This is a genomic window from Nonomuraea sp. NPDC059194, from assembly GCF_042754765.1.
Taxonomy (GTDB): domain Bacteria; phylum Actinomycetota; class Actinomycetes; order Streptosporangiales; family Streptosporangiaceae; genus Nonomuraea.
Genome location: NZ_JBHZBH010000045.1, coordinates 28,700 through 41,434 on the forward strand (window position 1 = coordinate 28,700; position 12,735 = coordinate 41,434).

Annotated in this window: 11 protein-coding genes; 9 read left to right on the forward strand and 2 right to left on the reverse strand. The window is 71.3% G+C overall.

Features of this window, described 5'->3' with window-relative positions; all coding sequences use genetic code 11:
* Positions 1–45 precede the first annotated feature (45 nt).
* Both ACFXJ8_RS36910 and ACFXJ8_RS36915 read left to right on the forward strand, forming a co-directional pair.
* Positions 46–834: an HAD-IIA family hydrolase gene (locus ACFXJ8_RS36910; protein WP_379649069.1), complete on the forward strand. Its 789-nt coding sequence runs from the start codon at positions 46–48 to the stop codon at positions 832–834.
* Between the two features lie 43 nt (positions 835–877).
* Positions 878–1,498 carry a hypothetical protein gene (locus tag ACFXJ8_RS36915; RefSeq protein ID WP_379649071.1) on the forward strand — a complete coding sequence of 207 codons (621 nt, stop codon included), beginning with the start codon at positions 878–880 and terminating at the stop codon, positions 1,496–1,498.
* Here ACFXJ8_RS36915 and ACFXJ8_RS36920 read toward each other — a convergent pair.
* Positions 1,452–1,928 (reverse strand): NUDIX domain-containing protein, encoded by a 477-nt coding sequence (locus tag ACFXJ8_RS36920; RefSeq protein WP_379649073.1) that lies wholly within the window; start codon positions 1,926–1,928, stop codon positions 1,452–1,454. The genes ACFXJ8_RS36915 and ACFXJ8_RS36920 overlap by 47 nt on opposite strands.
* Before the next feature lie 65 nt (positions 1,929–1,993).
* Between ACFXJ8_RS36920 and ACFXJ8_RS36925 the strand changes: the two genes are divergently transcribed.
* The 3 genes from ACFXJ8_RS36925 to ACFXJ8_RS36935 are packed head-to-tail and all read left to right on the forward strand — an operon-like array spanning position 1,994 to position 5,448.
* Positions 1,994–2,923, forward strand: coding sequence for an acyl-ACP desaturase (locus tag ACFXJ8_RS36925; RefSeq protein ID WP_379649130.1), 930 nt, complete (start codon positions 1,994–1,996; stop codon positions 2,921–2,923).
* A gap of 7 nt (positions 2,924–2,930) precedes the next feature.
* A complete protein-coding gene (locus tag ACFXJ8_RS36930; RefSeq protein ID WP_379649075.1) occupies positions 2,931–4,853 on the forward strand; it encodes an ABC1 kinase family protein in 1,923 nt (640 codons plus the stop codon).
* 40 nt (positions 4,854–4,893) lie between these two features.
* Positions 4,894–5,448 carry a GyrI-like domain-containing protein gene (locus tag ACFXJ8_RS36935; RefSeq protein ID WP_379649077.1) on the forward strand — a complete coding sequence of 185 codons (555 nt, stop codon included), beginning with the start codon at positions 4,894–4,896 and terminating at the stop codon, positions 5,446–5,448.
* Here the strand turns inward: ACFXJ8_RS36935 and arfB are convergent.
* The gene (gene arfB, locus ACFXJ8_RS36940) at positions 5,445–5,852 is read right to left on the reverse strand and encodes an alternative ribosome rescue aminoacyl-tRNA hydrolase ArfB (protein ID WP_379649079.1); all 408 of its coding nucleotides are present in this window, start codon (positions 5,850–5,852) and stop codon (positions 5,445–5,447) included. The two genes, ACFXJ8_RS36935 and arfB, sit on opposite strands and share 4 nt — an antisense overlap.
* Positions 5,853–5,975: 123 nt before the next feature.
* On the opposite strand from arfB, the gene ACFXJ8_RS36945 reads away from it, so the two are divergent.
* The 4 genes from ACFXJ8_RS36945 (at position 5,976) to ACFXJ8_RS36960 (ending at position 12,656) form a co-directional block, all read left to right on the forward strand.
* Positions 5,976–6,800 (forward strand): hypothetical protein, encoded by an 825-nt coding sequence (locus tag ACFXJ8_RS36945; protein WP_379649081.1) that lies wholly within the window; start codon positions 5,976–5,978, stop codon positions 6,798–6,800.
* 8 nt (positions 6,801–6,808) lie between these two features.
* Positions 6,809–8,569: an HSP90 family protein gene (locus ACFXJ8_RS36950; RefSeq protein WP_379649083.1), complete on the forward strand. Its 1,761-nt coding sequence runs from the start codon at positions 6,809–6,811 to the stop codon at positions 8,567–8,569.
* A 5-nt stretch (positions 8,570–8,574) separates the two neighbouring features.
* Positions 8,575–11,100 (forward strand): hypothetical protein, encoded by a 2,526-nt coding sequence (locus ACFXJ8_RS36955; protein ID WP_379649084.1) that lies wholly within the window; start codon positions 8,575–8,577, stop codon positions 11,098–11,100.
* Positions 11,101–11,162: 62 nt separating this feature from the next.
* Positions 11,163–12,656 carry an alkaline phosphatase D family protein gene (locus tag ACFXJ8_RS36960; protein ID WP_379649085.1) on the forward strand — a complete coding sequence of 498 codons (1,494 nt, stop codon included), beginning with the start codon at positions 11,163–11,165 and terminating at the stop codon, positions 12,654–12,656.
* Positions 12,657–12,735: the final 79 nt, after the last annotated feature.

Here is a 12,735-nt window from a genome sequence, read left to right on the forward strand (position 1 = left end):
TTCTTCACATGATTGACATCGGCCGGACAAGCGGTCATTTGTAGGATGGGGCAGGTGACTGAGCGTAAGCCCATCCAGAGCTGGCTGTCCGACATGGACGGCGTCCTCGTGCACGAGGGCCATCCCGTCCCCGGCGCCGACGTGTTCATCAAGCGCCTGCGCGATTCGGGCAAGAGCTTCCGGGTGCTCACGAACAACTCCATCTACACCCCGAGGGACCTCGCGGTACGGCTGCGCGTGGGGGGCCTGGAGGTGCCGGAGGAGTCGATCTTCACCTCGGCGATGGCGACGGCGCGTTTTCTCGACGACCAGCGGCCAGGCGGTTCCGCCTATGTGATCGGCGAGGCCGGGCTGACGACCGCGCTGCACGAGACCGGCTACGTGCTGACCGATCACGAACCCGAGTACGTGGTGCTCGGCGAGACGCGCACCTACAGCTTCACGCAGATCACCAAGGCGATCCGGCTGATCGACAGCGGCGCCCGCTTTATCGCGACAAATCCGGACCCGGTGGGGCCGTCGAACGAGGGCTCGCTCCCGGCGTGCGGCGCCGTGGCCGCGATGATCACCAAGGCCACGGGTGTCGAGCCGTACTTCGTCGGCAAGCCCAACCCCATGATGATGCGCCACGCGATGAACGCCATCGAGGGCCACAGCGAGACCACCGCGATGATCGGCGACCGCATGGACACCGACATCGTCTGCGGCATGGAGGCGGGCCTCTACACGATCCTGGTGCTGAGCGGCGTGGTGCAGCGCGAGCAGATCGAGCGCTTCCCCTACCGTCCCTCGCTGGTCGTGGAGTCGGTGGCCGATCTCGTCGAGCTGGTCTGATTCCTGCCGCATCCTGTCAGGTACGGCTGGCAGGCTGGCGGTCATGCACCACATCTACCTGGAGCTCGGTCCCAAGAAGGTCTTCGCCTGCTCGCTCGACTGGCCCGGCTGGTGCCGCGTCGACAAGAGCGAGGAACTGGCCATCGACCGGCTCACCGACTACGCCCCGCGCTACCGGGTGATCGCCGAGCGCGCGGGCCTGGACTTCGCCCCCGGTGAGCCTGTCGTGGTCGAGCGGGTCAAGGGCAGCAGCACCACCGACTTCGGCGCGCCCGCCGCCGAGCCCGCCGCCGACTCCGCACCTGTCGACCCCGCGACGGCCGCCCGCGACGTGGCGCTGCTCCGGGCGGCCTGGGCGCTGTTCGACGAGACGGCCGCCGTCACCCCTGAGGAACTGCGCAAGGGGCCGCGCGGCGGCGGGCGCGACCGCTCCAAGATGGTCGCCCACGTGACCGAGGCCGAGCGCTCCTACGCCCGTCAGCTCGGCGTGCGGTACCCGCCGTACCGGTCGGTCGCCGACCGCGACGCCATGCGGGCGGAACTGGCGGCCGTCCTGCTGGCGGGCGGCTCCGGCGCCTGGTCCACCCGGTACGCCTGCCGCCGTATCGTCTGGCACGTCATCGATCACCTCTGGGAGATGGAGGACCGCAGGTCAGCGGGATGAGGCGGGGCAGCGCGGTGATGTGCACGGCGAGGTAGTCGCCGAGGGCCTCGGGGACCAGCCGCCGCGAGGTGATCTCGGCGGGGTCGAGCGGCAGCCGTTCGACGTCGTAGACCCCGCTTTCGGGGTCCTCCGCCTCGGGGCCGTGGCGCAGCGCGGGATCCATGGAGACCAGGCGGCAGCCGTACACGTGCTGGGTCTTGACCGCGCCCTGGTAAGCGTAGGTGAGCGTGGTCAGCGGGGTGATCGCGGAGACGACCGCGCCGAGCTCCTCCAGCAGCTCTCTGCGCAGCGTGTGCTCCAGGCTGGCGTCCTGCGGCTCGACGTGACCGCCGGGGACCGACCAGTAAAGCTCCCTGCCGGGGACTGTGCGCCGGAAGACGACCAGCCGCTCCTCCTCATCAAGCAGGACACCTCGGACACTGGGTCGCATAATCACCCTCCATATTCTTGGGGTAGCCTAACTTACGGTTGCGTAGCTTGAAGGAGATGAGCTTTATGGTGATGAGTCAGACGGAGCTCCTGCACGAGCTTGAGCCGGTGGTGGCGGGCGAGCTCGACCGCCACCTCAAGGTGGCCAAGGAGTGGTTCCCCCACGAGTACGTGCCGTGGAGCGAGGGCCGTAACTTCGACGGCATCTTCGGGGGCGATGCCTGGCAGCCGACCGACTCGACGATTCCCGAGGCGGCGCGCGTCTCGCTGATCGTCAACCTCCTCACCGAGGACAACCTGCCCAGCTACCACCACGAGATCGCCACCACCTTCGGCCGCGACGGCGCGTGGGGCACCTGGGTCGGCCGCTGGACCGCCGAGGAGGGCAGGCACGCCGTCGCCATCCGCGACTACCTGACCGTCTCGCGCGCCGTCGACCCCGTCGCGCTGGAACGTGCCCGCATGGTCCACATGGAGGGCGGCTTCCAGAGCGAGTACTCGACCATGCTGCAGCAGCTGGCCTACGTCTCCTTCCAGGAGCTGGCCACCCGCATCTCGCACCGCAACACCGGCAGGGCCGCCGGCGACCCCAACTGCGAGCGGCTGCTCGCCAAGATCGCCGCCGACGAGAACCTCCACATGCTCTTCTACCGCAACCTGCTCAAGGCGGCCTTCGAGCTCGACCCCAACCAGACGATGCGCGCCATCACCGACGTCGTGACGACGTTCCAGATGCCGGGCACCACCATCGAGGGCTTCACCCGCAAGGCGATGATCATCGCCAACGAGGGCATCTACGACCTCAGGCTGCACCTCGACGACGTGCTCATGCCCGTGCTGCGCCAGTGGGCGGTCTTCGACCAGACCAACCTGGACGGCGACGGCGCCAAGGCCCGCGACGAGCTGGCCGCCTTCCTGGAGAAGACCGAGACGACGGCCGCCAGGTTCGTCGAGCGCAGGGCGGAGCGAAGGGCGCGCGCCGAAGCCATGCGATGATTTCGCGGTGGCTTTCCTCCTGGCCGTTCCCCTCGCGGTGATGCTGCTGCTGCTCGCGACCGCGGCGCAGCGGCTGCTCGGCGTCAGGTTCGGGCCGTTACGCACGGCGCTGGCCGTGTTCCTGGCTCTGTCGCTGGCCCCGGTGTTCATCGAGCCCGTCCTGCAGCCGTTCAGAACCCTCGATTTCAACGAGGATCCAAGCGTCGGCCCGCTGTGGATCCTGATCCTGGTGTCGATGTGCGTCGTGCTGATCCCCATGGTCATCCTGGTGATCGCCGAGGCGCTCGTCCCGCCGGGATCCATCCCTGGGCCGATCGAGCTGGTCAGGTCGCTGCGCGGGCGCGTCTCACGCGCCCGCCGCTACTCCCAGATCACCAGGATCGCCTTCAGGCACGGCCTGGGGCCGTACCTGCGGGGCAGGGGCGACGGCCCTGGCGACAGCGGCGGCAGGGTACGGCTGGCCCGCTCGCTGCGCGAGGCGCTCGACGACGGCGGCGTCACCTTCGTCAAGCTCGGGCAGGTGCTGTCCACCAGGCGTGACCTGCTGCCTGCCGAGTTCGTGGAGGAGCTCGGCCGGCTGCAGGACCACGTCAAGCCCGCGCCGTGGGAGGAGATCGCCCAGGTCGTCGACGTCGACGCGTTCGCCTCCTTCGACCGCACACCGCTGGCCGCCGCCTCGATCGCCCAGGTCCACGCCGCCCGTCTGCACAGCGGCGAGGAGGTCGTCGTCAAGGTGCAGCGCCCGGGGATCGAGCCCGTCGTCGCCAAGGACCTCGATATCGTCGCCAGGCTGGCCGTGACACTGGAAAGCAGGACGAAGTGGGGCAGGTCGCTCGGCCTCAGGGAGCTGGCCGAGGGCTTCGCCGTGGCGCTGCGCGAGGAGCTCGACTTCCGCGTCGAGGCGGGCAACATGGCGGCCGTGGCGGCCGCGGGCGCGACCTCCGTGACCTACCCGACCCCTCACCTGCCGCTGTGCACCGACCGGGTGCTGGTGATGCAGCGCCTGTCGGGCAAGCCGCTGGCGACGGCCCCGGCCGCCGAGGGCCCCGCGCTGGCCCGCACGCTGCTCGACTGCCTGCTGCGGCAGATCCTGCTCGACGGCGTCTTCCACGCCGACCCGCACCCCGGCAACATCATGCTGCTGTCCGACGGCGCGGTCGGCCTGCTCGACTTCGGCTCCGTCGGACGGCTCGACGCCTCGCTGCGCTCCTCCCTGCAGCGCTTCCTGCTCGCCATGGACCGGCAGGACCCGCTCGGCGTCACCGACGCGCTCCTCGAGGTCGTGCCCAGGCCCGAGGACATCGACGAGGCGGCGCTCGAACGCGCGCTCGGCCAGTTCATGGCCAGGCACCTGCGCCCCGGCACGGACAGCGTCGCGATGTTCACCGACCTGTTCAGGATCGTCTCCGAGTACGGCCTGTCGATCCCGCCCGAGGTCGCGGCCGTCTTCCGCGCGCTGGCCACCCTCGAAGGCACACTGGTACGGCTCTCGCCCGGGTTCAACCTCATCGGCGAGGCGAGGGCGTTCGCCGCACGCTACCTGGCCGAGCAGGTCAAGCCGGAGACCGTGAAGGAGGCCGTGGCGCAGGAGGTCACCGCGCTGCTGCCGATGCTGCGGCGCCTGCCCAGGCGGGTGGAGCGGATCGCCAGCGCGGCCGAGCACGGCAGGTTCTCGATGAACGTGCGGCTGCTCGGTGACGAACGCGACCGCACGTTCGTCACCCACCTGCTGCACCAGGCGCTGCTGACCGTGCTGGGGGCGACGGCAGGGCTGATGGCGGTGATCCTGCTCGGCATCGAGGGCGGCCCGATGGTCGTCACCGGGCAGATGTCGCTGTTCCAGCTGATCGGCTACAACCTGCTGGTCATCAGCTCCGTGCTGGTGCTGCGCGTGCTCATCGTGATCTTCCGCAGGAAACCGCCGTCATAGGTTTTGACTCTCCCCTCGTGGGAGAGACCAGCCTGTCGGTGTGAAGACGATTCATCGAGACCTGTTCGCGGCCAAGGCCGCTGCTTGCCTCATCGAGGCGCCCGCGCTGCCGTACCTGATGGCCGACGGCGTGGGTGACCCGTCGGGCGAGACCTACCGCGACACGGTGGCCGCGCTGTACGGCGTGGCCTACGCGGTGCGCAAGGAACTCAAGCCGTCGCTGACGTACTCGGTCGCGCCGTTGGAGGGCCTGTGGGACGGCTCGCCCGACGACCGGGCGAGCCTGCGCTGGACGGCGATGATCCTCCAGCCGGTCCAGGCCACCGCGCAGATGGTGGCCGCCGCCTGCGCGGCCAAGGGCGTCACCGGGGTACGGCTGGACACGCTCGCCGAGGGGCGATGCGCGCAGATCCTGCACGTCGGGCCCTATCGCGACGAACCGGCCACCGTGGAGAAGCTGATGGCCTTCGTCGCCGAGCGGGGTCTGGTGGTGTCGGGCAGGCACCACGAGATCTACCTGTCGGTGCCCGGCCGTACCCCGGAGGAGAAGATGAAGACGCTCATCAGGTACCCCGTGTCCGAGCAGGGACGCTAGAGGCCGCGGCGCAGTTGCTTCAGGTCCGAGCGGTGCTTCTTGGTCGACAGGCGGCGCTCGACCGCGCCCCTGCTCGGCTTGGTCGCCCGGCGCCGCTTGGGCGGCGGCGCGATGGCCTCGCGGACGCGCTGGGCGAGCCGGTGCGCCGCGGCCTCGCGGTTGCGCAGCTGGGAGCGGTACTCCGACGCCGCCACCGTGATCACCGGCGACGGCAGCCGCTCCAGCGCGCGGGCCTTCAGCGCGGGCGGGATCGCCGTGCTCGCGGACACGTCGAACAGCAGCTCGACCCGGCTGTCGGTGGTGTTCACCCCCTGACCGCCCGGTCCTGACGAACGCGAGAAGCGCCACACGAGCTCGTCACCGGGAATGGCGATCGAGTCGTTGACGATCAATGGGCCGGTCATCGGAACACCTCCTTCACCCGGAAACCGTACCTGGGTGACATATGCCCACAGCAACCAGATTTTCCCCGCAACCCTTCCGCAAGCCGGGCGTGGCACCATGTCCCGGAACAGTGGGGAGTGATCATGGCGGGGATCGTGGGTGTGCACGGCATCGGCAAGTACGACTACTACGTGCGGGCCGGCCGGTCGGCGGAAGGCGCGGCCGAGGCGATGCGGGTCAAGTGGGACCGCTATCTCGGCGCCGGGCTGGGCGGCCCGCCCTGCGCCTACTTCGCCGAGGTGGCCTACTACGCCCACCACCTCAACGACCAGGGCCGCAACGGCCAGGGGACGGCCAAGCCGGTCGAGTCGATGGCGGCCGGCGAGCAGCAGGTGTTCGTCGCCTGGGCCGAACAGCTCGGCCTGGGCGAGACGTTCACGGGGGCGCTCAAGGCGTTCACCGGCTGGCTGCTGACCAGGCTCGACACCAGGGCCGCGGCCTTCGCCGCGCTGTTCTGCCCCGAGGTCGCCGCCTACCTCACCGACACGGTCAGGCGCGAGCGGTGCCAGGAGGAGGTGGCCGAGGTGATCAGGCGGCGCGCGCCCAGGGTGGTGGTCGCCCACTCGCTGGGCAGCGTCGTCGCCTACGAGACGCTGCACGCCCATCCGGACATCGAGGTGGACCTGCTGGTCACCCTGGGCAGCCCGCTCGGCATGCGCAACGTGGTGTTCGAGCACCTGCTGCCCGCCCCGGTCGACGGCCGGGGCGAGCGGCCGAAGGGCGTGCGGCGCTGGGTCAACATCGCCGACAAGGACGACATCGCGGCCATCCCGCCCGCGCTGCGCGACTGCTTCACCGGAGTCGACGTCGAGGCGCTGGTCAACCTGGACTGGCTCGACTTCCACACCGCGGAGAAGTATCTGGGCTGTAGTGCGATAAATCAGTATCTGCGGCCATACCTGGCATAGTGTCCGGGGTGGAAAACGCCTTTCAAGTGGACCTGCGTGGCGTCGTCGATCTGCTGAGCCGTCACCTGTACTCCAGTCCTCGCGTCTACGTGCGCGAACTGCTGCAGAACGCGGCCGACGCCATCACCGCCCGCGCGGAAGGCGACGGCCGGGTCGCGATCGAGGTCGCCGACGGACAGGTGCGCGTCCACGACAACGGCGTCGGCCTCACCGAGGACGAGGTGCACACCCTGCTGGCCACCATCGGCCGCTCGTCCAAGCGCGACGAGCTGGGATTCGCCAGGCACGAGTTCCTCGGGCAGTTCGGCATCGGCCTGCTGTCGGGATTCCTGGTGGCCGACGAGATCCACGTCGAGACCAGGTCCGTCACCGGCGCCCCCACCGTGAGCTGGACCGGCAGGTCCGACGGCACCTACCGGGTGGCGCGGGCCGAGGCCGAGCGGCCCGAGCCCGGCACGACGGTCACGCTGAAGGCCCGCAGGGACGCCGCCGAGTGGACCGACCCGCGCACCGTCACCGAACTGGCCGCCCTGTACGGCTCGCTGCTGCCGATCGCGGTCACCGTCAACGGCGTCGCGACGACGGCCGATCCGCCCTGGCTGTCCCCGCACGACTCGCCCGACGCGCGCAGGACGGCCCTGCTGGAGTACGGCAGGCGGCTGTTCGGCTTCACCCCCTTCGACGTCATCGACCTCGACGTCCCCGAGGCCGCCCTGTCCGGCGTCGCGTTCGTGCTGCCCAGCCCCGCCAACCCGACCGCGCGCGCCACCCACCGCGTCTACCTCAAGCGCATGCTGCTCACCGAGCGCGCCGAGGGCGTGCTGCCCGAATGGGCGTTCTTCGCCCGCTGCGTCCTCGACGCGGGCGAGCTGCGCCCCACCGCCAGCCGCGAGGCCCTCTACGAGGACGACCTGCTGGAGCACACCCGCGACCAGCTCGGCCGCCAGCTGCGCGAATGGCTCGTCAGGCTGGCCGAGACCGACCCCGCCCGCCTGCGCGCCTTCCTGCGCCTGCACCACCTCGGCGTCAAGGCGCTGGCCCTGCACGACGACGACATGCTGCGCCTGGTCGACAGGTGGCTGGAGTTCGAGACCAGCGACGGCCCGATGACGCTCGCCCAGTTCAGGACGCGCCACCCGCGGGGCCGCTTCACCTCCAGCGTCGACGAGTTCCGCCAGTTGTCGGCCGTGTCAGGCGCGCAGGGCGTCGGCCTGGTCAACGGCGGCTACGTCTACGACGGCGACATCCTGGCGCGGCTGCAGCGGATCGACCCCGACATCCGCCTCGACCGCCTGGACCCGGGCGAGCTGGCCACCCACCTCGGCCCCGTCGATCCCGGCGCCGACCTGGCCGCCAGGCCCTTCCTGGCGGCGGCCGCCCGCGTGCTCGACCCGCTCGGCTGCGAGGCGGTGCTGCGCGACTTCGACCCCGCCTCCCTGCCCGCCCTCTACCTGACCAGCAGGGCCGCCGAGCACCAGGCCGAGCTGCGCGAGGCCAAGGAGAGCGCCGACGACCTGTGGGCCGACGTGCTCGGCGCGATGGAGAAGAGCGTCGCCGCCGACCGTCCCCGCCTGGTGCTCAACCACCGCAACCCGCTCGTGCGCCGCGTCGTCCTGCTCAAGGACCTGTCGCTGGCCGCCACCGCCGTGGAGGCGCTGTACGGCATGGCGCTGCTGCACGGGCACCACCCCCTGCGCGCCGCCGACACCGCGGCGCTGAACCGTTCGTTCCTCGGCCTGCTCGACTGGGCCGTCCTGGGCAAGGAGTGACCCCCATGGCCGACATCGAGGAGATGCTGGACCAGGCCCGGCAGATGCCGTACGGCGAGGCCAGGTCCGTGCTGCTCGAACAGGCGCTCAAGGCCGCGGGCCACGATCCCGAGCTGGCCTTCGAGGTACGGCTGGAGCTGACCGAGGCCTACCAGTACGGCGCCGAGCCCGCCAAGTCGTTCGCCACCTTCTCCCGCAGCGTCGCCGAGTACGACGCCGACCCCGGGCGCTGGTCGGACTGGCAGACCTACAGCCTGCTGTGGCAGTTCAAGTGGATCGTCAGCGACATGCGGCGCTTCCCCGAGATCCCGCTCCAGCGGGCCTACGACGCGCTGGCGGAGATGGAGCGCCGCTACGTCGAGGCGGGTTACGGCCTGCACGCCGTCCACACCCAGCGCACCTACGTCGCCGAGCACATCGGCGACGGGGCCGCGGCCGACGAATGGTTCCACCTGTGGCAGACCACCCCTCGTGACGACATGTCCGACTGTGAGGGCTGCGATCCCAGCGGCAAGGTGTGGCACCTGTCGTGGATGGGCCGCGACGAGGAGGCCATCGAGCTGGCCGCCCCCGTCGTCGCCGGGCAGCTGACCTGCCACGTCCAGCCGCAGGGCATTCTCAGCAACCTGCTGCTGCCGTACGTGCGGACGGGGCGGCTCGACGAGGCCGCCGCCGCGCACCTGCGCGCCTACCGGCTGGTCCAGGGTGACGCCAACTACGTCGACGACTTCGGCGACCACATGGAGTTCTGCGCCCTCACCGGCAACGAGACCCGCGGCCTGGAGATCCTGCAGCGCGAGCTGCCGCTGCTGGAGCGCTCGCCCACGCCGAGCGACCGTATGCACTTCGCCGGGTGCGCGGCGCTGCTGCTGCGCCGCCTGGAGGACCTCGGCCATGGCGGGCTGACCGTGCGCAGGAACGGCACGGACGTGCCCGTCGGCCGCCTGCGTGAGGAACTCGAGGCCGACGCCCGCGCCCTGGCCGCTCGCTTCGACGCCCGCAACGGCACCGGCGAGCAGAGCCGCAGGCTGGAGGTGCGGCTGGCGGCCGAGCCGCTGGTGGAGCACCTGCCGCTGACCCCGCACGCGCGCAGGGTCGTGATCCCCTCCGCCCCGGTGGCCGCACCGCCCGCCACCGCGACCACCGCCGAGCTGCTCGACCTGGCTGAGGAGGCGTGGCAGCGCAGCGACCACGACGCCGCCTTCGCCGCGTGGGAGCGCTACGACGAGGTCGGCGGCGAGCCGGACGGGCGGCGCGCCGACGGGCTCGGCTTCGCCGCGGCCGTCCAGGGCGACGTGGAGCAGGCGCGCGAGCTCTGGAGCCACGCGGCCGACCTGCACGCGCTGGCGGGCGACGAGGGGCGACGGCAGGCCACGCTCGGCAGGCTCGGGATGGTCACGCCGGACGGCCTGCCGCTGGTGGAGGAGTCGCACAGATGGCTGTCGGTCAACGGCGACGAGCGGCAGCGGGGGGCCTCGATGTCGCGGCTCGCCCAGATGTACGCCGCCGCGGGCCGCGTCGACGAGGCCGTCGCGCTGCTCGACGGGTCGAAGGACGGCGCTCACCTCTCGCTGCTGGCCAACCTCCTCGTCCACGACGACCCTGAGCGCGCCGTCGAGACCGCGCGCGCGGCCCGGCAGGCGCTGCGGGCGGACGGCGACGTGCTCGTCCTGGCCAAGACCGCGCTGCTGCACGGCCAGCTCATCCAACGGCACGGCGGCAACCTGGACGAGCTGCTCGGCGCGTTCGGCGAGGTGCTGGCCGTCGCACCGCGCTCGCAGGCCGAGCTGCGCGCCGTCGCGCACGCCTCCAGGGGCGAGGTGCTGGTCGCGGTGGACCGCGAGATCGAGGCGACCGACGACCTGATCGAGGCCGTCGCGATGTTCACCGCGCTCGGCCAGGCGGACAGGGCCGCCCTCGCCAGGGTCGACCTGGCCGCCGCCTATCTGGCGGGGGAGCGGCCCATGGACGCGGCCATCGCCGCCGAGGAGGCGCTGGCCGTCCTCGACCCCGACGACCTGACCAACACCACGGCTCTCATGTGGACCCGTGCCAACGCGCTGCGCCTGATGGGCGATACGTCAGCCGCGCTCGCCGACTTCACCGCGCTCGTCCCCATGTACGCGAGCCCGATCCAGTCGGCCAGGGCGGCCGAGTCCGCGGCGAACATCCTTGACGAGCTGGACCGCGACCAGGAGGCGGCGCAGACCTTCGCCGCCGCGGCCGCCCACTACGCGGCCTCCGGCAGCACCGACGACCAGGCCAGGGTGACCCGCCGGCACGCCATGTCGCTGCACTGGGCGGGCCAGAGCGACGCCGCCGCCGAGGTTCTGGCCGGGGCGAGAACGCTGACGCGGGATCCGTTCCAGCTCGCCGTGCTCTCCTACGACGAGGCGCGCGTCCTCGACGCGCTGGGCAGGAAGGACGAGGCGCTCCAGCGCAACCGCGAGGCCGTCGACCTGTTCACCGAGCTCGGCGAAGAACAGGCGGCCGCATCGGCGAAGGAGTTGCTCACCTGGCTGGAGGAGTGATGTTCACCTCCGCTTGACGCGGCGGTCACGACCGGGTCAGCGGAGCAGGACATACCTGGGGCGTGGAACGCAGAACCTTCCTCGCCGCGACAGCCGCCTCCTTCCTCCTTCCGCCCTCCCGAGCCCTCGCCGGTGACCCGTTCACGCTCGGCGTCGCCTCGGGAGACCCCACCACCGACGGTTTCGTGCTGTGGACGCGGCTCGCGCTCGACCCCCTCAGCGGGGACGGGCGCGGCGGCATGCCCTCCCGCTCCCTCGACGTCGACTGGCAGATCGCGGCCGACGAGCGCTTCTCCACGATCGTCCAGTCCGGTACGGCGACCGCCAGGGCCGCCGACGCGCACAGCGTCCACGTCGAGGCGCGCGGGCTGCAGCCGGGGCGGGAGTACTTCTACCGGTTCAGGACCGAAGGCAAGGTGTCGCGCGCCGGCCGTACCAGGACCACCCCGACCGGCGCGCAGCCGCTCACCTTCGCCGTGGCCGCCTGCGCCCACTACGAGCACGGCTACTACACCGCCTACCGCCGCCTGGCCGAGCAGGAGCCCGACCTGGTCGTGCACCTGGGCGACTACCTGTACGAGTACGGCCCCAGCGGCTACACCGCGCTCGCCGGCAGGGTCCGCACCCACACGCCGGGCAAGTGCGAGACGCTGGCCGACTACCGGCTGCGGCACGCGCAGTACAAGAGCGACCGCGACCTGCAGAAGGCGCACGCCGTCGCGCCGTGGCTGGTCGCCTTCGACGACCACGAGATCGAGAACAACTGGGCCGGACCCGTCTCCAGCACCGGCGCCGCCGGCTTCGCCAGGCGCAGGACGATGGCCTTTCGCGCCTACTACGAGAACATGCCGCTGCGCCGCGCCAGCGTCCAGGGCGCGGTGCTGCGCGTCAACCGGCGCGTCTCGTGGGGCACGCTGGCCCGCTTCCACCTGCTGGACACCCGCCAGTTCAGGGACGACCAGGCCTGCCTCGACGGGGTGCGCGCCTCGTGCGACGAGCGGTTGTCGGCCCGCCGTACGCTCCTGGGCGAGCAGCAGCGGCGCTGGCTGTCGGAGGGGCTGCGCGCCTCGACCACGCGGTGGAACCTGCTCGGCCAGCAGATCATCATGGCGCAGCGCGACTACAAGGCCGGGCCGGGTCGCGAGGTCAACCTCGACTCCTGGGACGGCTACGCGCCCGAACGCGCCCGGCTGCTCGGCTGGATGCGGGAGACGTCCAACCCCGTCGTGCTGACCGGCGACGCGCACATGCACCACGCGGCCGAGCTCAGGCTCGACTTCGACGACCCCTCCTCGCCGGTGGTCGCCCGCGAGCTGGTCACCTCGTCCATCGCCAGCGACGGCGACGGCTACCGCGACAAGGCGTGGATCGCCGACGCGCTGGCGGAGAACCCGCACATCTCCTACATCGACCAGCGGCGCGGTTACATCGCCGCCAGGCTCACCGCGTCGGAGCTGTCGGTCGACTTCCGCACGCTCGACTACATCTCCCGCAAGGGCGCCACGGCCAGAACCACCACGTCCCTCACCATCCCCGCCGCCCCGCTCGCCCGCTGATCCCGCTCGCCGGCCGCCCCACGACCGGTCGGGAGCCTGGTCGCCCCTCCTCCGGTCCGCGTCGCCGGTGGGCCATCCA

What these genes read in the sequence shown, in the direction of transcription:
- ACFXJ8_RS36920 (WP_379649073.1), bottom strand. Translation starts at nt 1,928, where the DNA reads ATGCGACCCAGTGTCCGAGGTGTCCTGCTTGATGAGGAGGAGCGGCTG.
- ACFXJ8_RS36945 (WP_379649081.1), top strand. Translation starts at nt 5,976, where the DNA reads ATGGCGGGGATCGTGGGTGTGCACGGCATCGGCAAGTACGACTACTAC.
- ACFXJ8_RS36925 (WP_379649130.1), top strand. Translation starts at nt 1,994, where the DNA reads ATGGTGATGAGTCAGACGGAGCTCCTGCACGAGCTTGAGCCGGTGGTG.
- ACFXJ8_RS36915 (WP_379649071.1), top strand. Translation starts at nt 878, where the DNA reads ATGCACCACATCTACCTGGAGCTCGGTCCCAAGAAGGTCTTCGCCTGC.
- arfB (WP_379649079.1), bottom strand. Translation starts at nt 5,852, where the DNA reads ATGACCGGCCCATTGATCGTCAACGACTCGATCGCCATTCCCGGTGAC.
- ACFXJ8_RS36910 (WP_379649069.1), top strand. Translation starts at nt 46, where the DNA reads ATGGGGCAGGTGACTGAGCGTAAGCCCATCCAGAGCTGGCTGTCCGAC.
- ACFXJ8_RS36955 (WP_379649084.1), top strand. Translation starts at nt 8,575, where the DNA reads ATGGCCGACATCGAGGAGATGCTGGACCAGGCCCGGCAGATGCCGTAC.